This is a genomic window from Rhizobium sp. Root708, from assembly GCF_001429725.1.
Taxonomy (GTDB): Bacteria; Pseudomonadota; Alphaproteobacteria; order Rhizobiales; family Rhizobiaceae; genus Rhizobium.
In genome coordinates, this window is the sequence record NZ_LMHV01000044.1 from 253154 (window position 1) to 276221 (window position 23068).

At 57.3% G+C, this 23068-nt stretch carries 22 protein-coding genes and 2 pseudogenes; 15 read left to right on the forward strand and 9 right to left on the reverse strand.

The genetic code is table 11. From position 1 onward, the window contains the following. Positions 1-1000: 1000 nt before the first annotated feature. Both ASE04_RS29370 and ASE04_RS30470 read left to right on the forward strand, forming a co-directional pair. The gene (locus ASE04_RS29370) at positions 1001-1399 is read left to right on the forward strand and encodes a DUF1236 domain-containing protein (RefSeq protein WP_056826293.1); all 399 of its coding nucleotides are present in this window, start codon (positions 1001-1003) and stop codon (positions 1397-1399) included. A gap of 151 nt (positions 1400-1550) precedes the next feature. Then, complete coding sequence (locus ASE04_RS30470) at positions 1551-2087, forward strand: BA14K family protein (protein ID WP_244490522.1); 537 nt, start codon at positions 1551-1553, stop codon at positions 2085-2087. 116 nt (positions 2088-2203) lie between these two features. Here the strand turns inward: ASE04_RS30470 and ASE04_RS32320 are convergent, their stop codons facing one another. Next, positions 2204-2590: a DUF6328 family protein gene (locus ASE04_RS32320; RefSeq protein ID WP_443216935.1), complete on the reverse strand. Its 387-nt coding sequence runs from the start codon at positions 2588-2590 to the stop codon at positions 2204-2206. Between ASE04_RS32320 and ASE04_RS31845 the strand changes: the two genes are divergently transcribed. The 4 genes from ASE04_RS31845 to ASE04_RS31855 are packed head-to-tail and all read left to right on the forward strand — an operon-like array spanning position 2477 to position 6462. Then, positions 2477-3550, forward strand: coding sequence for a CheR family methyltransferase (locus ASE04_RS31845; RefSeq protein ID WP_443216936.1), 1074 nt, complete (start codon positions 2477-2479; stop codon positions 3548-3550). The genes ASE04_RS32320 and ASE04_RS31845 overlap by 114 nt on opposite strands. 47 nt (positions 3551-3597) lie before the next feature. Further along, a complete protein-coding gene (locus tag ASE04_RS31850) occupies positions 3598-4923 on the forward strand; it encodes a PAS domain-containing protein (protein WP_056826297.1) in 1326 nt (441 codons plus the stop codon). Then, positions 4871-6244 carry a sensor histidine kinase gene (locus tag ASE04_RS30485; protein WP_244490515.1) on the forward strand — a complete coding sequence of 458 codons (1374 nt, stop codon included), beginning with the start codon at positions 4871-4873 and terminating at the stop codon, positions 6242-6244. Before ASE04_RS31850 ends, ASE04_RS30485 begins: the two co-directional genes overlap by 53 nt. Next, entirely contained in the window at positions 6241-6462 is a 222-nt protein-coding gene (locus ASE04_RS31855; protein WP_244490516.1) for a hypothetical protein, read from the forward strand. Before ASE04_RS30485 ends, ASE04_RS31855 begins: the two co-directional genes overlap by 4 nt. 1099 nt (positions 6463-7561) lie before the next feature. Here ASE04_RS31855 and ASE04_RS29405 read toward each other — a convergent pair. Further along, entirely contained in the window at positions 7562-7810 is a 249-nt protein-coding gene (locus ASE04_RS29405) for a hypothetical protein (RefSeq protein ID WP_056826299.1), read from the reverse strand. A 1048-nt stretch (positions 7811-8858) separates the two neighbouring features. Here ASE04_RS29405 and ASE04_RS29415 point away from each other — a divergent pair. Beyond that, positions 8859-9521 (forward strand): hypothetical protein, encoded by a 663-nt coding sequence (locus ASE04_RS29415; RefSeq protein WP_056826303.1) that lies wholly within the window; start codon positions 8859-8861, stop codon positions 9519-9521. A gap of 55 nt (positions 9522-9576) precedes the next feature. Here the strand turns inward: ASE04_RS29415 and ASE04_RS29420 are convergent, their stop codons facing one another. Together ASE04_RS29420 and ASE04_RS30915 are read right to left on the reverse strand one after the other, a co-directional pair. Further along, positions 9577-10926: a molybdopterin cofactor-binding domain-containing protein gene (locus ASE04_RS29420; protein ID WP_244490517.1), complete on the reverse strand. Its 1350-nt coding sequence runs from the start codon at positions 10924-10926 to the stop codon at positions 9577-9579. A 905-nt stretch (positions 10927-11831) separates the two neighbouring features. Further along, a complete protein-coding gene (locus ASE04_RS30915) occupies positions 11832-12038 on the reverse strand; it encodes a hypothetical protein (RefSeq protein ID WP_156408921.1) in 207 nt (68 codons plus the stop codon). A 950-nt stretch (positions 12039-12988) separates the two neighbouring features. On the opposite strand from ASE04_RS30915, the gene ASE04_RS29425 reads away from it, so the two are divergent. From ASE04_RS29425 to ASE04_RS32325, 7 genes are all read left to right on the forward strand, one after another. Further along, positions 12989-13231, forward strand: coding sequence for a hypothetical protein (locus ASE04_RS29425; protein WP_056826307.1), 243 nt, complete (start codon positions 12989-12991; stop codon positions 13229-13231). 758 nt (positions 13232-13989) lie between these two features. Beyond that, complete coding sequence (locus ASE04_RS29430; protein WP_056826467.1) at positions 13990-14268, forward strand: HU family DNA-binding protein; 279 nt, start codon at positions 13990-13992, stop codon at positions 14266-14268. Between the two features lie 1069 nt (positions 14269-15337). Next, on the forward strand, positions 15338-15580 hold the full coding sequence (locus ASE04_RS29440) for a hypothetical protein (RefSeq protein WP_056826311.1): 243 nt from the start codon (positions 15338-15340) through the stop codon (positions 15578-15580). 200 nt (positions 15581-15780) lie between these two features. Next, positions 15781-16092, forward strand: a complete 312-nt coding sequence (locus ASE04_RS30920; protein ID WP_156408922.1) for a hypothetical protein — start codon at positions 15781-15783, stop codon at positions 16090-16092. A 299-nt stretch (positions 16093-16391) separates the two neighbouring features. Further along, a complete protein-coding gene (locus tag ASE04_RS29450; RefSeq protein WP_056826315.1) occupies positions 16392-16931 on the forward strand; it encodes a response regulator in 540 nt (179 codons plus the stop codon). 269 nt (positions 16932-17200) lie between these two features. Next, a complete protein-coding gene (locus tag ASE04_RS30500) occupies positions 17201-17539 on the forward strand; it encodes a hypothetical protein (protein WP_082597560.1) in 339 nt (112 codons plus the stop codon). A 146-nt stretch (positions 17540-17685) separates the two neighbouring features. After that, the gene (locus ASE04_RS32325) at positions 17686-18117 is read left to right on the forward strand and encodes a DUF6328 family protein (RefSeq protein WP_443216937.1); all 432 of its coding nucleotides are present in this window, start codon (positions 17686-17688) and stop codon (positions 18115-18117) included. A 132-nt stretch (positions 18118-18249) separates the two neighbouring features. Here ASE04_RS32325 and ASE04_RS32330 read toward each other — a convergent pair. From ASE04_RS32330 to ASE04_RS29475, 4 genes and pseudogenes are all read right to left on the reverse strand, one after another. Continuing rightward, a pseudogene (locus tag ASE04_RS32330) lies at positions 18250-18471 on the reverse strand (hypothetical protein); the annotation flags it as partial. Beyond that, a pseudogene (locus tag ASE04_RS32335) lies at positions 18420-18976 on the reverse strand (chemotaxis protein CheB). The pseudogenes ASE04_RS32335 and ASE04_RS32330, both read right to left, overlap by 52 nt. 446 nt (positions 18977-19422) lie before the next feature. After that, positions 19423-20343 (reverse strand): hypothetical protein, encoded by a 921-nt coding sequence (locus tag ASE04_RS29470; RefSeq protein ID WP_056826323.1) that lies wholly within the window; start codon positions 20341-20343, stop codon positions 19423-19425. 480 nt (positions 20344-20823) lie between these two features. Next, positions 20824-21102: a hypothetical protein gene (locus ASE04_RS29475; RefSeq protein WP_056826325.1), complete on the reverse strand. Its 279-nt coding sequence runs from the start codon at positions 21100-21102 to the stop codon at positions 20824-20826. A 319-nt stretch (positions 21103-21421) separates the two neighbouring features. Here ASE04_RS29475 and ASE04_RS29480 point away from each other — a divergent pair, with 319 nt between their 5' ends. Then, positions 21422-22135 (forward strand): Crp/Fnr family transcriptional regulator, encoded by a 714-nt coding sequence (locus ASE04_RS29480; RefSeq protein WP_056826326.1) that lies wholly within the window; start codon positions 21422-21424, stop codon positions 22133-22135. Between the two features lie 27 nt (positions 22136-22162). On the opposite strand, the gene ASE04_RS29485 is transcribed toward ASE04_RS29480, so the two are convergent. Beyond that, positions 22163-22879: a Crp/Fnr family transcriptional regulator gene (locus tag ASE04_RS29485; protein WP_056826328.1), complete on the reverse strand. Its 717-nt coding sequence runs from the start codon at positions 22877-22879 to the stop codon at positions 22163-22165. Between the last annotated feature and the right edge of the window lie 189 nt (positions 22880-23068).

Genomic DNA, 23068 nt, shown 5'->3' on the forward strand with positions numbered 1-23068 from the left:
TGGTTTCGAAGCCGCAAACTTTTTCACCGTCCGTCATAGTGACTTGCCGCGATTCTGCTAATCGTCGCATGGGGCCGACGAAGTGTACCATGACTGAAAAAAACAATCTCCGGATTCACGCGCACTACGCAGACCTTGCAGTCATAAACTTTGCGTTGAAACTCCCTTTGTCGCGAGTACAAGATCGAGGGCGACCGCCGCAAGGTGCTGCACGTTGCAACCGTATTGTTGGGATTTTGGCGAGACGGTGTAAGGGAGCAGCCCGACCTTCTTGACTTGGCGCGCGAGCGCTTGACGGGCGTTTCGTTCGATAAGCCCACGGTGTCACACACTTCATAGATCGACCGCGCTTTCTCGATCGTTGCACTCAACAGCGAGAAGCTGGCAAGAGGATAGGAGGTGGGCTTCGCGACGTGCGATCGTGAGGAGTATCGTGATCCCGGCTGACGGCGGCTGGGCTACCGGATCGAGAGTTGCTTGCTCCGGGACATTGGTCTTTTCGCGCGTTTCCCTGGCACACATTCTCTTTACGCACCCAGAGATAACGCCCGCCGGAGCGTTGCTGCCGAACGTGGCGGTATCATCGCTCATGGTTCGCCCGAACTTTGGCAAACGCTAGAAGCGATCGGGCAGGGTGGTATGCGAACTGGAGGTCTCATGGCCAGGGACACGATCCACTCGAGAAGGCCGTCCAAAACTGAAGACTGTCTACGTCGTCCTTTCGAACGGCCTCAGTGTAGTCCAAAAAAACTCAAGACAGCGATGACGATCACGACGGCACCGACGAGCCAAATCAGGTTGTTCATTTTGACGTTCCTCCAAGGTTCTGCCGCTGCGTATTGTCACGTCAGCTGCGGACGACAGTTGCCGTTGATAACCAATGGGCAGTGCAGCGGTTCTAAACCCCGGACCAAAGTCGGAGATAGGGAACACGATCCCCAACCATCCGTTCTTCTGCCGCGGTTGAAACGGGCCGCGTACGACTAGAAGGAGGTCTAAGATGTTTCATAAGGTGATAATTGGCGTAGCCGCCTCTGCCGCTTTGATGTCTGGTGTTGCCTATGCCCAATCTTCCACAGTCAATGGCGCTGCAGGCGGTGCTGTTACCGGTGCGATCGTTGGCGGTCCTGTTGGCGCAGCAGTCGGTGGCGTGGCCGGCGCTGTCGTTGGCACAATAATCGATCCGCCGCCACAAAAGGTCGTTACCTACGTGAGAGAAGCGCCGGCTCCGACAACCGCGATTGTTGTAAGAGAAAAGGTCGTCGTCGGTCAGCCGCTGCCTGAAGCGGTTGTCGTGACGCCTGTCCCCGAAAACCCGAAATACGCCTATGCGATCGTCAATGAGGAGCGGGTCATCGTCGAGCCGTCTTCTCGCAAGGTAATCCAAGTCATCAATTGACCGTCTCCGAGGGGCGCGGCGACTGCCGCGTCCCTCCCGTTTAACTATTCTGCTTGGGAGACGAAGGATGAAGACCATAGCTTCGCTAGTCTTTTGCATTTCCAGTGCCGTGGGCGGCTGCATCGCACTCTCCTCCGCCGCGTCCGCGATCATGGCCGGTTCGGAGCCCCGTTCATTGAACACACTCTCGTCCTCATCGGAGCTTTGGACAAACGCGCCCGTCCATATCGACACGGCCATCCAAAACTATGAACGCCTTCCCGCTGTTTATTCCAGTTATGTTACAGACCCGCCGAGGGTCCCGTCCGCAGTCGCTGCGATAGACTTGCCAAGTGAAGCACCGAACGCGACGACGCCAAGCTATTCCGCTGAACACGTGGCGTGGTGCGGATCGCGCTATCGTTCTTACGATCCCACCTCTAACAGCTATCGGGCCTACAGCGGGGACAATAAGATTTGTGTCTCACCATATACGGTGGCAACGCCAGCTCAAAGCGCGGTCGCGACGGTTACTACCTCATACGCAGCGGGCGGTGGTGCCGCTTGGTGTGCCGAGCGATTTCAGTCCTACCGAGCATCGGACAACACTTACCAGCCTTACGATGGTCCCCGCCGCACCTGCGTTCCGCCTGCCAAACCGGAGATCGCTTGGGTCAGACAGGCGGACTTCTCCGAGGCCGACCGGTGATCAAGCACGCTTTGGGTTTCAGCGATACTCGATGAGAAATATCTAAACGAATTGACCGGGGTGCGCAAAACGCAGTTCAGGCAGAGCGAAGGAAATAAACCACGAAGGCATCCGCCTCACTTTTCGACCACTGAGACCCCCAACGCTTTCGTCGTGCGTTGCTCCTGCGTGTACGCTCCTAGAGCGGCCAAACGTGCCAAAAGCCGACAAGAGTTAGCCCGATCACGATGCCCCGTTGTATTTGCGAAAGCTTGATGCTGCGTAGTCCTTCTGATTACCACGTCAACATCCGCTGCGAGCCCCAGCGCCAGGAACACTGTCGCCATCAAAAGGAGGCGGCTGGCGGTGCGATAGAACGCTGCCACTTCCGCTCCTTTGTAAACAATCCGATGATAAGCTGCCGGCGTCACCAGGAGAACGATTGCGATCGCCACGCATCCAAGAGCAAAGCAGTGGATGGCTCTCGCAGAGCGATCGAGACCCGCGAAGGCAGTGGTCAGCACAATTGCGAGCTAGAACCCCAAGAGCGCCTGGGCGCCGGGCAACACCACACGAGCCTCCGTCAAAACGAAATCGATATTGGCGCCGGTCGGTGTTTTCTCCTTGGATGTGACGATCTCGATCCCGAAGGCGATGACGGAATCCGAATTTGGACGGTCGGCTGCGCTACTGGCGAGGAAGCCTACAGTATCGCCATCCTGGTGCATGAGGAAGCGGCCCGGCGAAAGCTGCATCCAAGAGTACAAATCTTTGCATCTGACCTTGATGAGGGGGCATTGGCGACAGCACGGGAGGGTCGCTATCCACGCTCCATCGAGGCAGACGTTTCAGAAGAGCGACTTGCCCGTTTCTTCACGGACGAAGGGACGCACTACAGAGTGCGCAAGGAAGTTCGAGAAAGCGTCCTCTTCTCCAAACACAGCGTGATTAAAGATCCGCCGTTCATGCGGCTTGATCTTATCGCTTGCCGCAACCTTCTGATATATCTCGAACGTGCTATGCAGCAGCAATTGCACGCTGTCTTCCACTACTGCCTCAGACCGGGGCGTTATCTGTTCCTTGGTTCGGCCGAAACGGCCGATTCGGCGGCAGAGCTGTTTGCGCCGCTGGATCGAGACGCTCGTATCTATTGCGCTCGACACCAAACTACCCAGTTGCTGCCGGTCATGCCTTTCTCGACACCGGAGCGATTGGCTTTGCCGACGGAGACAATTCCAACGCGGGCCGACAACACCAATCTTACTGCGGCGATGCACCTCTCGGCGCTGGAGCAGATCGCACCGCCGACCGCACTCGTCGATGATATGCACAATGTTCTGCACTTCTCGCCGAGCGTTGGCAGATTCATCCTCCATTCCGGCGGAACGTTGTCCAATAATCTCCCAGCGATTGTCCGGCCGGAACTGCGGCTCGATCTCGCCTGGCACTGGCCCGCGCTCTTGATCAGAAGCAGCCGACCCTGACGCATCCGACGCTCGTGGCCTTTGACAGCGAAACGCGGCGTGTTGCAATGCACGTGATACCCGTGCCGGCCGCAGCCAACATGGGAGCGCAAGCGCTGGTGTCATTCATGGAAGGTGCAGCTGTATCTGAGAGCGAAGCGATGGACATCGCGCCGGATGCTGGGCCAGACGAAGTCCGGCGGCTGCACGCAGAGTTGAAGCTCGCGCAGGAGGCTCTGGTCGCCAGCCGTAACAGCCAGGAGGTGACCGTTCAGGACCTGCGTGCTTCGAATGAAGAACTGCAGTCGATCAATGAGGAATATCGCTCCACAGCCGAGGAGCTGGAGACCTCTAAGGAAGAACTTCAGTCCATCAATGAGGAGCTGCATACAGTCAACGCAGAGCTGAAAAGCAAACTGGCGAGTATTTCGGTCGCGCACAGCGACTTGCAAAACCTCACAACGGCGACTGAGATCGGCGCCCTGTTCCTCGACACGGATCTGCGGATCAAGATGTTCACCCCTCCGGTGGCGGACCTGTTCAACGTCACTCGCGCTGACATCGGCCGAGCCATTACAGATTTCCGACACAGCCTCGAGTACGAGAACATTGAACATGACGCCCAGCAGGTCCTGAAAAAATTGACTCCATTGGAGCGCGAAATCCGCAGCCGCGGCGGTCAATGGTTCGTCATGCGACTTCGGCCCTACCGAACCATCGAGGACCGCATCGACGGCACCGTCGTCACTTTCGTCGATATCACCGAGCGTCGCAGAACTGAGGAGGCGCTTCGCGATAGCGAGGAGAAATATCGCACGCTTTTCGAGGGTATCGATGAGGGATTTTTGGTCGTCGATCTCATCGAAGACCAGACTGGTCATGCTACCGACATCCGCTACATAGAAGCAAACGTTGCCGTTGAACAATTGACGGGCTTCAGCGGTGTGGTTGGAAAGCTCGGGAGCGAGTTGCATTCCGTGACCGACCAATACTGGTTGGAGGCCATGGAGCTCTTCGAGCGCGTTCGTCAAAGTGGCGAGCCGATTCGGATGGAACACCACAATAAGCTGACCGACCGCTGGGTGAATGTGTACATAGTTCGTATCGGCGGAGCCGACAGTCGTCGCATATGCCAAGTGTTTTCAGACATCACCCAGCGAAAGCGCGTCGAGGCAACGCTGGCGGGTCAACGCGAAGCGCTTGAACTCGCGCTTAAGGGCGGGCCGCTTGAACAGTCATTAGAGGTTAGTGGCCGTACTGCGATAACTGTTCCACGACGATCTTCGGTTTGCGTTCTACCGGGCCAATGCCGAGGGCACGGCGCTGCGTCATATCACCGGGATGGCAGACGATTACGCGGCCGAGGTGGAGAATTTCAAGATTGGAGCCGATAGCCTGGCTTGTGGTCTGCCGACACACACCGGTCGACCTGTCCTGACCGCCGATGTCATGGAAGATCCCAGTTGGTTACCGTGGCGCCATATGGCCATGCGCCACGGGTACCGGGGATGCTGGAGCTTCCCGATCCATTCATCGACCGGCGCCTACGTCGGCACTTTCGCCCTTTATTGGCCCGAACCGCGCGCGGCTACGGCAGATGACGTCCGCCTCGCTGATTTGATTACCCAGAGCGCCGCGATTATTATCGCGCGTGACATCGATGCGGCGCGCCTGCGCGAAAGCGAAGAACGGTTCCAGCAGTTTGCTGGAGCCTCGTCTGCAGGGCTTTGGATAAGGGACGCAAAAAGCCTGGAGATGGAGTTCGTCAGTCCCGCGATCGCGAAGATTTATGGAGTCGAGCCGGGTACCTTCCTCGGTGACATGAAGCTGTGGGCTTCGCTGATCGTTCCAGAAGATCGGGAGAGTGCTCTTAGGCACATGGAGGCGGCGCGCGATGGTGAGTCGGTTGTGCATGAGTTTCGCATACAGCGCTCCGCAGACGACGTATTTCGCTGGATTAGGAATACTGATTTCCCGCTTCGTGACGATGGCAACATTCCCAGGATCGGTGGCATCGCCGAGGATATTACTGAATCGAAGCTGGCGATCGAGCATCAAGGCGTGTTGCTGGCCGAACTACAGCATCGTGTGCGTAATATCATGGCAATCATCCGGTCGATCGCGGCAAGGACCGCAGAGGGCGTCGCTAGCGTCGAAGAATATAAGGAAGTCCTGGCTGGCCGGCTAAGTGCCTTCGCCCGTGTGCAAGCGCTTCTTACTCGCGGTCCAAATACCGGTGCCGGAATAGCAAGCGTCGTACAAGACGAACTGGCCGCGCTTGCTCAGAACAAGGATCAGATCGATGTTAACGGGCCGGACGTGACACTTTCGCCGAAAGCCGCTGAGACCATGACGTTGGCCATCCATGAACTCGCGACAAATGCTAGAAAATATGGCGCCCTGTCCACGTCGGAGGGCGTGGTGCGCGTACGATGGAAAATCATCGATAAGCAAGGCGCTCGGTGGCTTAGCTTCGACTGGAACGAGAGCGGCGCGCCGGCTCGCACCGCGCCGTCAAGTATCAAACGGGTCGGTTTCGGCAGCGAACTGATTGAGGGACGCATCCCGTATGAGCTGAAGGGCCATGGGAAAATCGTCATCGAGGATGGCGGCGCGCAATGCCATTTGGAGTTCCCGTTGCAAGACGGGGGGAGCGTTTTGGAGACGAGCGCGCTCCGCGGCGTGCGATTGTGTTTGGGGGAGCGATCGATATGACCGGACAAGCTGACCTCTCGGGACAACGTGTCCTGGTCGTCGAGGATGACTACTATCTCGCAACCGATACCGCCCGCGCCTTGAAGGGGGCGGGAGCGGAGGTGCTAGGCCCATGCGCGACGGAGGGCGCGGCGCGAGCAGAGATCGCCGATGCGACACCACGCTGCGGTTCTCGACATAAATCTGCGTGGTGGGCGCTCTTTCGAACTGGCCGGTGACTTCATGAAGGATGGCGTGCCTTTCCTATTCATCACTGGATACGATCAGGAAGTTATTCCGGAAAGATTTGAGAAAGTTGTGCGCCTTCAAAAACCCGTAGAGTTCCGGCATATCATCCAAACCCTATCAGATGTTCTTAAAGTGTGAGCGGACCCGGCCTGGTTTTGCGCGAGAGCGAAGGCGCGGGCGATGGTCGGGGCGGTCGGGTGGCACTCGGTCGTTCGGCGACAAGATCACTGATGGGCCATCTACAGTTGAGCGACAGAAGGCTGCGGTGCCGGTGGACCTTTTCGGAAACCCGCTCCAGGAATGAGCCTTTTCAAAAAGACCGCCCCGATTAGCCTCTTGTCTGGAGATCAGACCGACGATTCGAAGTCGTCCGTGGAAAGGTAATCCCATCTGCGTTAGCAGTCTGGTAACTATCGGCGCCGTATATTAGGCATGTCGCATGTGTTCTGAAGTAGCGGCAGAATAGCAGGCAGTGCATATTTCTCCGGAACCCGCACATTTCCCAGTCCGTGCGGGTTCCATTCCCTCCAAAGTCACAGCTACGTACCTGGTCTGATGCGGTCCGTGCCGCCTCCTCCCAGCCAGGAAAGTCATTCACTGTCCGTAAGGGCAAATCAACGGCTGTGATCGAGGCAGCATCTCTCGCAAGCTTAGCGGCAAGTTCCGCAGCTTCCAGTCTCGCTGACGTCTTATACGGATAGTGTTTCCAGCACCACCAGTCCTGGCTGTCCCCCTTGCAGAAACCGAAACCAGCCCAGTCACCGCAATGACACTTGTGGGCGACCAGCTTGGGCGCACGTTTAGGTGTTTGGCGGTCAATATCACTCATCTTGATCTCCTGGCGTGTTTGACGGGATTGTTCACACGGATTACTCGCGTCGCAAGTCGCGCTCGAATTTTGGCTTCCAGCCTCGGGTCATACCTTGGCTCAGGGCTGCATCAGCCAGCGCCGACTGGAATCGGGAGATGCTCTATATCGTTGAGAAGTGTGGCGATCGTCGCCTTCGTTATCGTCATGGAAAGCGAGCGCGGTTTCGACGGCAAAATCGGTGTCTGCTCGGTAAGCATTCACCCGACCGGCTTCTTTCATCAATGGGTAGAAGCTCTCAATCGGGACGCACTCGTTTCGAAAGCGACCTCGACACTGCCAAGCGGACCGCCCCACGCCATGTCGTAAGCGTCTGCTGAATAGATGGACCAGTCTTGATAACCAGCGATAACGAGCAAGACCGCCATCAATAGCGGGTGGATCTCGGCAAGCGATGCCTGCGCAGGCATCGTCCAGTACGTGCCCGATATTTCATCCGCCCACGACCGCGTTATCGGCGTCTTGGTCATAGCCGCGCTTCTCCTTTCCAAGGCTTGAATGTTCTTATTATGTTCTCTTTTTAGTAGGAGTCAATATTTTAGTCGCGTGGGGTTGGTTGCGAAATCGATGAAAAAGCGAGCCGCACCACTTCTCGTGAACACGCAATATCGGGCGTGAAACCTTGCCGTCTTCCGCGTGTCTTCCTTAGTGACGTCCGCGCTTTAGGGCGGTTCTATATACGTCCGTCAATCGCGTCCGCTCGGATGCGGTAAGAAGAAGGGTCCGGGTGAATCTCCGAGCGAGCAAAACATCGGGGGACCGTTGCCTTGTGTCGGAAGGGATCGGTCGCACCTTAATGCGCTCACCCAGCCCGACGTGATACTGGCTCAAGGTCAGTCCCGCCTTTACCAACAATGCCCGGACATCCGGTCGGTCCTCCGCCGCGATGACCCGCGAGAAGGCTTCCACCAGCATATGTTTAGGAATGGGAAGTTCAATTTCGTCGACGAGATCGTTCCCGACGTCAGTGTCACGAACGAACCGTACGAACTCGGATACCGCATCGTTTGCGGCCTCCAGAGCAATTGTTTGGCGACTGTCAGGGGCTGCATTTGAGCGAAAGGGTCCTTCATAAAGCACGGCATACTCCTCGTTTTTTTTGAAACGCTGGAGCTTCGGATTGGTTCATCGTACTTCGAGCGCTTCCTTCGCCGGGCGTGATCGATGGAGGCCCCGGGAACCGGCCACACGGACGAAATGATCGGTGACAGGCTTTTGTGATGCCGCCCAAGATGAGAAAAAGGGCCGGTGCCTCCGATGCCGACCTTCCTTCACACGCCTCAATGATCTTGCCAGTACATCCGCGTTCAATGCAGAGGCGAATTCTATAAGCTGTTTGTAGCAAACGATTTTGTTGGACCCATAAGCGTTCCTCGCCATTTTTTAGGTCGTGATGATCGTGACGCTCTGGAAAAATTGCCTGGGCAAAGTCTAGTCCATTCCCTTGCAGACCGTTTGCCGATCTGGAGAATCGTGCTCATATCTTTCGGCTACTGCTAGCTATCAGAAGGATGCCTTATGAGCCCGTTTGATTCTGCACTGTTGCTCTTGGCTGGCTTCGCCGTTGCCGCTGTTTCGATCGGCGTCGTCGTGTGGGTGGTTCGTGGAATTGACCGGACGCGAGTAACGCAACACGGCGACGCCGCACGCGACCTGGCAATGCAGTCTGTCCTGGCAATCGATGACTTTGTCGGCGCTTGTTACATCGTGGCCCACGATTTCCCCGAATACGATGTGGACGAGCCGGAAAATTTCTTCCTTCACGCGGACGATCCAGTTCTCCTCCTACCGAAGGATGCGGACTGGTCACTACTGGATCGCGAGCTCTCAGACGAGATCAGGTGGCTGCCGAACCGATTGCGGAATGTTCGTGATGCTCTGGAATCTATCGACATAGAACCGCCACAGTTCAACGACCTCTTTGAACATCGGCAGGACGACTACGCCCGCCTCGGGTTGAGAGGTATGGACCTGGTTGAGCGCATCTGCACAACGTACCAATTGCCCTTGCCGACACGACCCGACTACTACAATCCACGGAAGGGCTTCGTGTCAAAAATACGGGAAATGGACGAATTCTGGAGGCGCCGCGTGCAAAGCGCAGGGCAGGTCCGCGATGAACCATCGAATGTGACGCCGCTATTCGGACGGACCGCAGCGCCCGAAACTGCTTTGACCTAGTCGAGGAGAGGATGTTCTCGCATCCGACCAATGCTTCGGGCCCCTCACCCGCGCCCTAGGAGATGAGACTGTCAATACGGATAGGAAGTCTGCGGATGCGTTTGCCGGTGGCGTGGTAGACTGCACTGGCGATCGCCGCCGCTGTACCGACATTACCGAGCTCGCCCAGTCCCTTGACGCCCGCCGGATTAACGTCCCTGTCGGTTTCTGACACCAGAATGACTTTCACCTCTCCAATGTCGGCATTGACCGGCACCAGGTAGTCCTGCAGATCCCGATTGACGACGCGGGCGGCGCGTTGATCGAACTCGGTTGCTTCATGGAGTGCCGACGAGATCCCCCAGATCATGCCACCCATCAACTGACTTCGCGCGGTTCTGGTATTCATGATCCTTCCGCCGGCGAACGCACCAACGATGCGGGGCACGCGAACTTCTCGCGTCAAGCGATGGATACGGACTTCGACAAACTCGGCACCGAAGGCGTACTTCATCTTGTCGCCCTTCTCGCCACTCACGAGCTCCGTCTTCCCCTTGTAAAGTTTGGAGACCGCGTCGGAGGAAGCGGCGTCCGGTCGGAACTCGGTATACTGCTCGATGACGCTGACCCCTAGACGGTTGAAGGCCTCCTTGAGCTCCAGCGATGCATCGCCGGCGATCAATTTGCGATCCGTGAATCTTATTGCCGCGGGATCACGACCGGCGAGCGGCCCGTCATTGGCCGTCACCACAGCTCGCGCGAGCTTTTCGCGGATCTCGCCACATGCCTTGATGATGGCGGAAGAAACGCTCGCTGTCGTATTCGAACCGCCTGCGACAGGAGCCGGCGGAAGGCGGGTATCGCCCATCTCGACTTCTATGGCGCGCGGGTCGAGACCGAGTTGCTCCGCCGTCAGTTGGGTCGCCACCGTTCGTATCCCGGTGCCAATTTCATGAGATGCCGTCTCAACGCGGGCTTGGCCCTCGTTCGTCAGCTTTATCCGCACGGCGCAAGGCGCAACGTTGGTGGGATAGACGGCGGTGGCACAGCCAACGCCAATCAACCAATCGCCATCTCTCATGGCGCCGATCTTTGGGTCCCGTTTCGACCAACCGAATTCGCCTGCGGCCTGATCGTAGCACTCCATCAGAGATCGGCTGGAGTATGGCTTTCCATCGATTGCGTCCGTGCTTGCATCGTTGACGCGGCGAAACTCGACGGGATCCATGTTGAGTGCGGCTGCCATTTCATCCATCGCGTTTTCGAGCGCATAGACATACGGAGTTTCAGGAGGTGAACGCATATAGCTTGGCGTCGGCCGGTCAGCCTTCACAAGGAAGACCTTCGTCAGGACCGAACCGTAATTGTAGATGCGGCCAGTGGTGGTCGTTCCGCCGACCACGTATGGGTCTGGGCGGGACGTCACCTCAAAACCCTCATGCCGGAAGGCGGTAATGTGGCCGTCGCGGGTAGCGCCCGAGAATTCGTTTTGGTGCTGGTCCGGCTTTGGACATCGCTTGCATTCCCACTCGATATCAAAACTCCCGGGCCCCGTTGCAGTTCCCACGCTTTGCCGCTGGCACTACGATATCCCGTGCGAATTCGGCTTTCCAAGCATGCAATCTTCGTTCCTTGCGGGATCAATTCACTTGAGCCTTTTCGGACCGAGTCCGGCGATACAAGGCTCGAAGAAGGCCTCCCTCCCGTCAGCGTTTTGCTATACAGAAATTCGAGGGCGGTTTCGTCGGCAATCGGCGTAAATTCTTGTGAAGGCATTTCGCAGGCCAATTAGATGGCATCGCGTGGCCATTCTCAATCGTGATCTTGTGCGCTCAGCCGGGTTTGCAAGGCCACGGCCAAGTGTAGGATCGAACAACGGGAGCAGACGGCGACCATCACGATCACCGTGAGGTCCGATGGGCGATTCAAAAAAATAGGTGGAACCTGAGCCCTGGGTGATTGTTATCCGAAAGCAACTTCGTTGCACGTCCACTCGCAATGGATCGGAAAGCACGACGCCAGCGGCTGCGTCGAGCTTTCCGGGTTTGCGCCAATTTTTAACCCGGCTTGTTCGCGCGGCAAGGGCCAGGGAAGCCAGGTCGGTTCCAACCCCGGGGCATTCCCGCGGGCCCGCCCGTTATGCGACGCGCATCGTCGCCGAGCACCGGACGGGCAGCAAAAACCGAAGCCAGCCGACGTCCACGAGCCGCTTTCTGAACATGCCTGAACCGCCAAATGCCTCAAGTGCCTGAGCGGGTATAGCGAAATTACCATCGGCGCCCATTGTCGTGCGTGTTATGGAAGGTGAGTCTGGTCTTAGATATCCGGCCGTCAACTGGCGCGCCGGCTGCGAAAGGAAGGACTTCTTGAAACAGACGGAGCTATCGTTCCGATCGGCAGGATGTCAATTACGTCGATAAGTCGAAACAGATGGCGGTCCCCTCCAGCTTCGATCACTATATCGTCGGTAGAAATACGTATATCCGTAGCAACAAAGTTTCTTTCATCGCCATCGTCGAGAATGGATACAACAAACATCGAAGTCCCCACGGCTTAAACAGCAAGAACAAGGTCTTCGAGTTTCGTTAATAATATATTAGCCGATTTGCATATTTGTTCGAACGACGCGTTCCAGGGTTATTCTTTGACCGCAAGGCGGGTTCCTCGAAATCATGTGCGAAAAGAGGGCGCTCTATGACGATTGTGGAAGCCCGGAGCTGCGTCGGCCACATTTTGCGGCGGAGGCCGACAGCCAGCCCCTTATTGATGAATGGAGACGTGCCAAATGAAACGCGGCTTCGGTCTTCCGCACGGTTGCTGCGGCGTTTCTCCCCAATGGTTCCACAGGATATGCACAGTCTCCAGACCGAAAAATCTGCGTTGGCACAAGGCGCTAGTGAAGTCCGTCAAAATTGATCCTCCCGACCACATGTAACCGCAACGCGACAGCCTGAGTTTCTCCGCGGTCCGGCATTCGGATAATGCGTGCGTGGACATATACTCAAGTGCCTCCTTGAGCGCGAGCGGCGGATGCTCGGAGGTTGAGACGGCAGGCTGATGATGGCTTGCCGTCTCTTTCCTCTCCGGTCACATAGCCTCCTGCGCTTCTCGGCCACGACGGTCGACCGGTCGAACGAGGTTATTCACTGTCGCAGGTTCACTCGCCACAGTTCAAATCTTCTGGCGAACCAACGATGGAAGTGCGCGCTGTCATTTTCATCACGCGCCGCCCGCAAGGGGCGATCGAAATGGAGGAAATAAATTGAAGGACAGGATCGCTGCCAGTCGTTTGGCCGGCGGCCCGAAGTTGAGCTCGTCCCCATCGCCCGGGTACTCGATATTGGCGGCGCCACCGAGTCTGTACCGGATCGTACAGAGGCGATTTCAGTTGGCCGCGGCTATTTACAACAATAGAAAAAGACGACATCTCCGCGGCCGTCGAATTAGGGCAGTCGGCCCGGCAGTATTCAGCACCGGTCGTTCGATCGATGAGCAGCGAAAAAACCGAGTTCATGAAACCTATCCCTCACCTTAGATTTGGGCTCGTACAATCGGACAACAGATATTCGGTCGTCGATATATTCACCGGCTGGCAGGCGGACTGGAACGGCTGGAAGTTAGGGGGTCTGACCGCCGAAGAGGCTGCAAAATTTGCCGACTTTTTGAATGCGCGCGACCTCCTCAACCGCGGTTGCCTGGCCCCCGACAATGACGGCACTCGAAACCAGTGAACGTCAGTCCTATTATGGAGGGGACCAGACATAACCAAAGCGACCGCCGATTTTCTCCAAGCCCTTCAAAACGAAATGGCGTTCGAGCGCCGTCAGACCATTGACCGCAACATTCAACGCGTCCAAACCCGCCGAGACGGTGTGCTTCCAGAAATGTCTCTGCATTCATGTTCTTCCCCGGCTGGAATCATGTGAGAGAAAAAGCTACACGGACGCCGATGTTCCAGACCATTTCGAAGTCATTTCACCGAACGTTGGTCTGCGAACCGGGACGCGAGCATCAGCCCTAAAAAACCAGGAATGAATAAGTGTAAGTAGACATAAGGTTCTGCGCCATCCAGAGACGGTCGAGCCGCTGAGGGAGTGCACAATCCTCCGTGGCTACAGCTACACTGCTGCACAAAGGCTCGGTTCGTTGGCGTAACGAAAACCTATCTGAGACCAAAAGTCCGCTGGTCGCGTCCTTCTGAAGCCTACCCGCTTTTCTATCGTTCAATCGGCGGGCTGGTCTTTGGTAACCGAGCGGCCTCCTCCTGATCGACATCCTTCGATCCAAGAGATTCGCGAGGTTTGGGTGAACAAATGGCGCGCCTCACCCTGAAGGAGCATCTTGTCAGAGCCCCTTGGGTCAGGCAGCAGCCCTTTAATCAGCGGAAATTGTGGAAATCGTCTCAATTCGGAACAAAATGAACAACAGGAAAGTGACAACATGCTGATCGGATGAAAATTATCTTTGCCTCGCAACACGGGGAAAGATGATGACAACCACAAACGAGATTGCAGACAAGATCGCAGGCGAACAGGGCCTCACGAAGGCGCTGAGCAAGGCGATCGTCGAAGCCGTTTTCGCGGCGATTACCACTGCGGCAACCGCCGGCGCGGAGACTTCCATTCCGGGATTTGGCAAGTTCAAGGTAAAGGAAACGCCCGAGCGCGAAGCTCGTAATCCGGGAACGGGCGCGAGCATCAAGGTTGCCGCGGCAAAGAAGCTCACCTTCGCGCCCGCCAAGGCGCTTAAAGAATCCCTAAACAAATAAAACGCTGACGGCCCCGCTCTTTGGGCGGGGCTGTTTTTTGCCGGCCCCTATAGCCGCGACAAGTCGCGTTTGTGCCCTTCTGCGTTGAAGCTCCCAGAATTATTGATCCCTCGCCCGCCTCAAGCAACCAAACACCGGCCGGCATAGATGTGAGGCAATAAACACGTGGTAGGCCCACCCCACGAGCGTCCCAGCTACGAAGACGACGGCGGCGACAATCATCATTGCTCTCGAATATCCCTGCGCGTGTCCGACGGTCGCCGGAGATGGCTTCAAGCCGTCGGGCGCATCGGGAACTGCAGTGGGCCGTTCTAGCTGGCGAGCACTTTTCGTCGACGGGGATGCTTCGGGGCGCTCAGGCGCCGGAACGACGACCCGCTTCATAGGCCCATCTTCGATCTTCATCGTAAATGCCACCGCATTTTCCTGACGAAGAGCCTCGAGGACGCTCCAAGCGGCCGGCTCCTCGTTCTCCGCGTTTAACAACCGAATCCTTCGTCACCAGACAAAACGGCATGGAGTCCTCGTCCTCGCCTACCTCACCTGTTGTGATGTGGAAATTCGGCGGGGCCGTCAAGCGCTGCGATGATCTGCAGAGCGTACCACGACGAAGAATGCGAGCGCGAGCACGTTCACGTATGAACCCGCCCCCAAAGCAGGAAGAACTCCTCGCGGCGACGATCGTTCGAAGCGTTCGGATCGGCACCCATCGCGATCCGCGCGGAGGCCCGAATGCGAAGGGGGCCGGCACCTCAGCCCATGCTTTTCTTTCCAAAGTCAGGAACAGTTAGGGTATTATGTAGAGCAACAATCCAGTTGCACGTCTATTGGCCGATGGACCGTAAGGACCGACGGATGCCACCGTCGGGCCTTTCGAAATGTTGCCGGTGCGATGTAGCGGTTGGGAGACAGACTTAGGGGCATCCCTCACGCTCGTTTGCTCAATAGGCGAAATGTAAGAATGCCCTTTCAACCAACCCCGAAACGAGATTTGGACCCAATCCGCTTTCGTTAGCGGAACATCGCGGCCTGGTCAGAGTTTCGTCTCAAACGACTTAAGGAGAATCAGATGGTGGGCGACAATGAACTTAGCGCCGGCTTTACCGGCACACCGGCCGAACCGACCACGGGCGCCCGTTACGCGGCGAAAACCATTGCCGGCGCGGTCCGGCGAGAAACCTCGGCCGTTGCCGCGGGTGCAGCAGGGCATCCGCACACGGCAACTGGCGTGCTGGTCGGGATAGCGGCGCTCGGGATCTGTGTCGGATATGTTTTTGGCAGGCAGTCGAATGACGCTCATCGTTACTGGTAAGCACCAAAAGTAGTTGCAGTTCGGGCGCACGGCGTTAGTGGCCGTTCTTTCCCGGCGAATGTCAATCGCACCCGGATCGATGCGTATGTGATCTTCATGCTTTGAGTTTGCCGCCTACGCACGCAATCGCGGGGCGACAAAGCGATGGACGCTGATTTCAACCGCTATTCGCCCAGAGTTTCTGAACAGCGGATCGGATGATGGAAAGGGATTTGGACGAAATGCTTTCTCTGAAAACATTCCGCCTCAGGCCGTTTGACAATGTCAGCGACCCTCTTTTCCCGATACTCATGCATCATCTGCATCACGACGGCGACCATGGTATCGACGCCGGCTTTCGCGTCGGAGGCCGTCCGAAGGGCATTTCTCGTACAGATCGTTCTGCTTGTGATTATCGGGCGGCTGCTTGGAGAACTGATGGTTCGGACCCGCCGACCGGCATAATGGGCCAGGTCATCGGCGGTGTCATGCTCGGGCCCTCCGCCCTGGGTCTTATCTGTCCGAAACTGTAGCACCATCTCTTTCCATCTGCGGAAGGGGGAGCATGCGACGATTGAGGCGATCGCTCAGTTCGGCATCCTCTTCCTTCTCTTGCTGCTGGAATGGAACTGATCTCGAAGTGGCAAGGAGATTGCGCAAAGCGGCGCTCGGTGTCTCGCTGATAGCCGTTCCATTCCCATGTGGCTTCGCGCTTGGGGAGCTGGTGCCGACGAACGTGATCCCAAATAACCTGAATGTGTGCGCTTGAAGCGGGAACCCCGCGCTGTTCCCATCGTTAGTCGGCGCAATCGAAAGCCAAGGAGAGCGCGAGATGTCCGATGACCGACAGCAGTGGATTGCCAAGAGGGCCTACGCTTTGTGGGAACAGGCGGGCCGCCCATTCTGGCAAGACGGGGTGCATTGGCGCCAAGCGGTCCTCGAGCGGGATCTTCTAGAGCAGACGTGCGCCTCGGCCGATGGTGAAGAAGTTCTCAACCGCATCCGACTGCCATCCTTCCAGAAAGTGGAGACCAACTCCACCGTGCTCATCGTCGAGGACGAGGCCCAACTTCGCTACGCGACTGTCGATTTTCTCGAAAATGCCGGCTACAAGACGCTTGAGGCGGCGAACGCGGACGAAGCCCTCGTGATTTTAAGAAGCAACGATATCACGACGCTGTTCACCGACATCGATATGCCCGGAAGCATGGATGGGCTCGGTCTGGTACGAACGGTACGTTTACGTTGGCCATCGACCAGAATTATCGTCACGTCCGGCCTGGTCAAATTGTCCCATCAAGACATGGAGAGTGGAGTGACTTTCATTTCGAAGCCCGCGTCGAGCTTGGAGTTGCTGGGGCTGATGAGCTGAGTCAGCGAAGATGAAATCGGGCGGCTGGCTCGTTCCGGAGCCGAAAATCATTGGTCTGGTCTCTCCAGTGACTGGGTCGGGCACCGGACCCAAGGACGCTGGGACTCGGGCTTCGACACTGAAATTGCAAGCCGGATGGACACACCGCCCGGTCGGCTCCGCGCTTGGTTATTTTCTTGGCGACTGTTGCCAATCCTGCCAGCGAAAATCTCGGGAACAACGGTGCGCTCCCAAGGTTCGCTGTATGTTAAGCAAAAAAGGAAGCACCGATGATCACGAAAATTCTAGGTATTGCCGTTCTCTCTATGGGCTTGGCTAGCGGCGCAATGGCGCAATCAAGCGGCGGAAACGGCAGCGGAAATGGCAGCAGTTCCAGCAATGGCGGCACCAGTGCCGGGAGCGGCACATCAACTGGCCAAAATAGCAATGGAGATGCCACCGGTCAGAACACTCAGTCCGGCGGCGCCAACAAGAACATGAATGGCCAGAACTCTGGCGCCTCCGGAGGAAACGCGAACGATTGCCAGCGGCAGCAGGCGGGCAATACATCCAATCCGTCGCCTAACACTTCAACGAGCCCGACAGACGCGGCAAACGCCTGCAAGTAGTCAAGGTTGACGCTGTAACTTTGACCTCGGTCCATGCGGCGGAAACACATAAGGAGGCGGCGGTCGCCGGCCGCCGCCTTTTCACGGTGATAACGTGACCCCTGGCAGACAAGACGAAGACAGCGTTAGACGAATTGCGCATGCTGATGCTGGGCGCGCAGATACTGCTGGGTTTTCAGCTCCATGCGCCATTCCAGGACGCTTTCAACGAGCGAACGGTAGGTGAGAAAACAGGAGAGATTGGCGTCCTTTGTATCATGGTCGTGGTAATGGGAATCCTGATCGCGCCGAGCGCTCGCCATCGGATTGTCGAGCGAGGCGAAGCGACGCCGGAGTTCAATCGCCTGGTGACAACCGCGTGCTACGCGGTCCTCTTTCCTTTTGCGGTTGCACTCGGTCTGGATACGGGCCTCGCCTTCAGTCCAAGCTTTGGAATGCCCGCGGGGATCACGGCATGCGACCTCGTGACCTGCCTTGCCATTGCTTTCTGGTTCGGACCGCTCATTTGGCATCGAGACGAGGATACGAACGTGGCAAAAGAGCGGTTTGATCGCCTTTTGCGTCAGCTGGTCAAATGACTGCGCGTCACGAAAAAACATGGTCACGGATATGAGAAGGTCCGATAGTAGCTCCTGTGCCTCTTCAGGCGTCGTCATGAGGTAGTCGGCATAGGCCTGTAACGTGTTAGTTCGGCAGACCTGCATCCGACGGATGACACGCCGCATGAGGGTTGCGCGCTTGTAGCTTGCAAAATCGTGGCCGATCCGTGCCCGCAAGAAGGCGACGATCCGCCTAAGATCATTCGCGCTGCCGTTCATGTCCAGCGACCGGACGGCCTCCTTGCTCCCGGCAACCTCTACAATTCGCTCGGCAAGTCGCGTCAAAGGAGCAACGAAGTCGGCAACGCCCGCAGCGATCGCATTTTCAGGCATGGAGGGAAACCCAGCCTCCACGGTTCCTGGACCATGAAGACGCCACCGGCCTCCTTGACTGCCTTCACCCCAATTGCGCCGTCGGCGCCCACACCTGGCAACACGACGGCGATCCCGTCGCCACGCGCCGCAGCGATGGAGCGAAAGAACATATCAATCGGCGCCCGCCTTCCGCGGGGCTCGTTGAATGGCCGGGTGACAATGTGATCGTCCTCAATCAGCAGTTCGCGATCCGGGGAATGACGTAGACGCAGTTCGGCTGCAAAGAGGGGCCGTCCTCCACTTGCAGCACCGACATTCGTGTGCAGGAACCGAGAATATCGCTCAAGGCGCTCGGGTGATCGGGGGATAGATGCAGAATTACAACATAGGCCAAGCCGAGATCGGCAGGCAGGTTACGGAAAAGGTCCTGTAGTGCCTTAACGCCGCCGGCCGACGCTCCGATAGCGCAAATCGGCACTACCTTTCGCGGAGCGGTTGAGCTTGGTTCGGCGTGGTCCGTCATAAGACTTGGCTCCTGAGTAGAAGATCCGAGTCATAGCGAAAAATCCATCGAAGGCGCGCTCATTCATTGCTCCAACCAAGAGAATTCAGCCTGTAAGCATGTGACCCGTCGACTCACGCTTGGCTCTCAATGTTCCATTGGGGGAGGGCGAGGTCTTCCGGGGAGTCTGTCTCGCCGCAAATGCACTCCCCAAGACGCATGTGCTAGCCGCGCTTCGTTATGGCTAAAGATGCCCAGATAAAACCTGGCACTAAAAGCTGCTGGCGCTCTTCAATCTGAAGGTCGGCTTCTTTTTGCTAGGGTGTGATCTTATAAACGGACGGGGGCAAATTGATGCGAACAAGCACGCATACTGTCGGCCAGGCCCTTGCCCAGTCCCGCCCCGGTTGTTGAGCCCGGGGCGTTCTGTGCTGATGAACTCGATCAAGGTTTAGGACTATGCCCGCCTAGATCCGACGATGTGCCAGGTCACGACCAAGGAGGTCTTCTTCATCATCCCTTTGCCTCCCACCGATCGCGGCCGCAGTCGCTGAAATGAACGCTCCAACGAGCAGCGAAATTGCTCCGATCAACGCAATCGTGGCCGCCGCCTTTCGGGCCTTGTCCGCAGCGGCCTTGGCCGCCGTCTTTGCATCATCGACCTGTTTCAGAACTGTATCCACGCGACTGCGGGCATCGGCTTCCGAAAGGCCTGTTCGAGCAGCCACAATACTGGCAATATAAGCCTTGTCGCTATCAGGAACGCTCCCTGCTGCCGCTCCTTGCAACAGGATGCGGGAAATCTGCGCGCTCGCTGCCGCGTCGTCGTTGCGGGCATCCGCGCTTACGCGTTCGGGTCGCAACAGGGCGTCCGTGAAATAGGCAGTCGAAAGATCGGGAGTGCCCTGCGCCGAGGCCGCAGCACTTGCACCGGCCGTCGTGCCCGCCACGGTGGCGGCAGTCCCAACTGCGCTGGCGCCAGCACCAGCAAGCGATGTCAACGAAGATGCAAGGAAGCCGGCAACAAAGATCGTCGCCAGAGCCCAGCTCAAGAAGCCGTGGGCGGTGTCCCTGAAAAACACCTCGTCGGTATGAACCGCTGCCCATTTGGTGCGTAGGCGTCCCGTTAGATATCCGCCGAGAGCGGCCGATAACCACTGAACAACGACGAGCCAGATCGCGGCCGTCATGCCGACGGTTGTCGCCGACATGCTTTCACCGGACCAGGGAGAAACCATCGTCAGGCCGACCCCCGAACCGAGAAGCAGCAGGATCAGCGTTACGCCCGTGGCGGCAACGGCACCGCCGACTATTGGTCCCCAGGACGTGGCGGAACGTGAAGATTCGACTGGGAGAGCGTCTGCCGACGAATTTGTAGAATACGACATGTTGGCTCCTATCGGGCAAAGAGAGCAAGAAGGATGATAATCGGCAGCGGTACCCCAAGCAGCCATAGAAGAAGGCCTCGGCCCATGTTGAAAACTCCTTTTATCTAACTGTTGCGGCCTCCAAACCCGAACGCGAGAAATTTGTTCCCCGCTGCCTTGACTTCAACAGTTAGCGACGACAACGGACCGGTTCGGCCCTGCCACATTGTCGCAAGCGCCCTCCATCTTGCATGTCGCTTGGAGCACTCAGGGCTGGAGTGAAGACCAACGCTATGCGATGCGGCACGCCGGCAGTGCAGTCTGCATCACCGGCGAGAATTGTCGCTCGTCCGCGCGCTATCGTCTCTAGTTGGAACATTACCATGTCACTTTCATCTCACCATGCCGCCGAGATAACGGCGGCTTAGGTTTAGATCCCTGATTGATGGCCTGGAGCTTTACCGTGACTGGAAGCAACACACCTCCAGGCCTGACCGCCTTTTACCGAGCGAGAAGGTGGACGGCGACCATCAGGAGGAGGGCTCCATAGGTCAGGCGCCGGTTGGCGGCAGGTTCTGACTGAAGGTTCGGGCCCATCTCTACGAGATGGGCGATCTCGTCTACCTCGATGCGCAACCGCGACACTTCCTCCCGTGCATAGGCAAGCGCGGCCTCGCGGCCAGCCAGCTCAAATTTAGCGTGTGAGGGAGGATTCGCAGTCTGCAGCTCCTCGTCCTCGATGGACACCCAGCCGTCCCGATTTTGTGATCCCTGCATCATGCCACCTCCGAAAGTCTGTTGTCCCGGCGAAAGGTACGTCCGATCGCCGTGCTCCACGTAGCGCGCTTCATCAGCATCCGCGTGGCGGATGCCAATAGAACAGGCGGGAGCGGACCTTGTTCCATGCCACGCAACAACGGTGCGATAGGACGACGCGCCTTGGCGCGCTGGTCCCCGAAGTATTCGTCCCGGAAGAGCCGAACAAGCGAAATTGTCCGCCACCGTACCCAAAAACATGCGCTACAGCACGGTGTTATAGAGCCGACTTTCTTCAATGGGCGGCAACGACTCGCTACCCTCAGTCCAGCCTCGAGTACCGATGTCCCTTCCCGATCAATCGATAATTAAAAACCGCCTTCTGGCCCGCCTGCCTGATCAGGAATTTTCAAACATCGCACCGCTGCTTGAGCCGATCGATCTCAAGCAGGGATTTGTCATCGTCGAGGCTGATCGCCCAATCGATTACGTCTATTTTCTGTCTGCGGGGATCGGCTCCGTAATTACGGTGTCCTCAGGCAAGCACCAAGCCGAGGCTGGCATGTTTGGTCGCGAGGGATTTTCACCCACATCGGCTGGTGTCGGCGGCACGATCAGTGTCCACGAAGTCTTGATGCAGGTCGAGGGCTGGGGCTATCGCATGAGCCTTGACGCAACGCTGAATGCGATCTCGCAAAATCCAACCTTCGCCAATCTCCTGGCGCGCTTCATTCAGACATTCGCCTCTCAGATTTCCTATACGGCGCTTTCCAACGTAAACTACCAGATCGATACGCGTCTCGCGCGGTGGCTTCTGATGTCGCATGACCGCGTCGACGGTGACGAAATAGCCCTGACCCATGATTTCATCTCGCTGATGCTCGGTGTCAGGCGGCCAAGCGTCACCACCGCGCTCCACGTGCTCGAAGGCTGGAGGTTCATCCTATCGGAGCGTGGCCGCATAACGATCCGCGACCGTCGGGGAATGGAAGAGTTTGCTGGAGATGCCTACGGGAAGCCAGAGGAAGAATACCGTAGGCTTATCGGCGACATCTAAGATAGTCTTGTCAGAGGGATTGCTGCCCTAGAAAAGATCCTTCATCAGGCGGCGATATTCCGCCTCGGGTTTGCCGTACGCGTCATGAGCGAATTCCTCCATCGCCGCGCGATTTCGAATGATGATGTTTCCGCGTTCGGATCGGATAAAGCCGTTGCCCTCGAGGACGTGCAATGAGGTCGTTACGCTTGGACGACGTACAGCGAGCATCAGTGAGATGAACTCGTGGGTCAGGCCGATCTCATTGCCGGGGACTCGATCGTGGCACATCAGCAGCCAACGCGCTAGACGCTCTGTGACGTCATGAATCGCATTTGAAATGGCTGTATAGGTTAGCTGTACCGAGAAAGCCTCGATGGAGCGGATCATCACCTTGGCAAAATTGCGATTGTCGTCCATGAAATCCCGGAAGCGGTCGTAGCTCACACGATAGGCTTGGGAATTCAGCTGGACGATCACGTCGTGCGGACTATCGTCGGCGCTTGCGACCGCGGAGGTCGGCACATAACCGTCGAAGCCGAAAATTCCGGCCTCGGCGCGATTTCCCTCAGGTGTCGTCGCAATGATAGACCCAATGCCTGTAGTCAGGAAATAAATATGGTCGATTGGTTTGCCAGCGTGTGCGAGGACCGTTCCACGCGCCAGATCCACATATTCAAGATCCGCGGCAATTGCAACGTAGTCCTCTTCGGGGAGGATGTTCAAAAGCTTGTTGGTCATTTCGGACTGATGCGGCGAAACCATTGACGTATCCTCTTGGTACTGGCGGGCGGTCTGCGCCCTAGATTTGGTCCCTGATCAAGCGAAGAGCGGTCACACGGGCAGAACGGGCGCGCACCGACAACAAGGATCAAACAGGGGACCGCGCCGCGGAATTCGACGACGGACATTGAAGCCTGCTGCTTGAGACTTGCCGGCCTACCTAACCGGATC